Origin of the sequence: Streptomyces recifensis, from assembly GCF_002154615.1 — a bacterium.
GTDB lineage: Bacteria > Actinomycetota > Actinomycetes > Streptomycetales > Streptomycetaceae > Streptomyces > Streptomyces griseoluteus.
Window position 1 is genome coordinate 1 of the sequence record NZ_MUNH01000197.1, and the last position, 1,121, is coordinate 1,121.

Here is a 1,121-nt window from a genome sequence, read left to right on the forward strand (position 1 = left end):
GGCGCAGCCGGTCCGGGTCGAGTTCGTGGTGATCATGTGAGAATCGGCGGGTGCCGGACGTTGATTACTTCTCCGCCCCCGATGACGCGTCCGCGCTCGCGGTCATCGAGGGCGGTGGTCCGGTTCGTGTCGGGCTGGACGTGGTGTTCCTCAAGGACGTCGATCCGGTCGACGCCATCTTCGGGCTCGAAGCGGTCATGACGGGGTGCGGATTCACCCTGGTCTACCGCAGGACAGGGCGGTTGGCGGACGTGTACTCGTCCGCGATGTTGAACACGCTGGCACAGTGTGGGCATTCGCCCTTGCCGAAGAGGTGGGCGATTCCGTCGGCGAGTGCCTCGTGTCCGTCGCGGACGGCAGTCTCGTACATCCAACGGCCGGTGCCGGAGAGCTCCTCAATGGACGCCGGCCGCAGGCCGCGACGGTCCACGTCGCCCAGGTTCCAGTCTCGGATCGCTGAATAGCGCCCGTAATCCCCGATGGCGATCGTCACTTCCACGGCGCAGTGGGGGCAGGCCAAGTGGTAGAAGTCGTCCTTTAAGTCCCCAAGGACGGCACTCCAGTGGTACTCCTCCTTGGCTGCAAGCAGATTGAGAAAGGCCGCGAAGTAGTCGATCGGCCCCGATTGCAGGTGCCGGTCCAGCAGTTTGCGGAACTCCGCGATCGCGTCGGCGCAGCCCGCCAGCAGATCGTCGCAGCCGTGGTGTCCTGCCGCACCTCGCAGGATCGCCCCGGCCAGTCCACGCGCCCGTGCGCTCCTCGAGGCGAGACGCACCAGGCCCGGCAGGGCGGCAAAGCTGGCGGGGAAGACAAGGGCGTGTTCGAGGACCAGTCGATATCCCAGTTCCTCCCATGCTTCGGCGTTGTCCTCGAGTTCCACCCGTTCCAGAAGCGCGGGGACGCGATCGACATCCCCGTAGCAGTCGTGCATCTGCGTCCAGTTCACCACCTGGGTATTAAAGCCTCCGTGGCAGGCGGGGTGGACGTCCCTGTTCCTGACTCATCGGACAGGCCCTAGGTCGGGTCGGCCATCGTCGGCAAGGGCCAGCTCGTTCCCCGCCGCCCCGCTGCGCCTTCCGGGAAGCGCCTCTCGTCCCGGACGAGCCGGGCCAGGGCCCCGG

The 1,121-nt window shown here is 66.7% G+C and carries 1 protein-coding gene; it reads right to left on the reverse strand.

The features are described 5' to 3' along the window. Window positions 1-223 precede the first annotated feature (223 nt). Window positions 224-949: a hypothetical protein gene (locus CCN33_RS11950; protein WP_086693616.1), complete on the reverse strand. Its 726-nt coding sequence runs from the start codon at window positions 947-949 to the stop codon at window positions 224-226. Window positions 950-1,121: the final 172 nt, after the last annotated feature.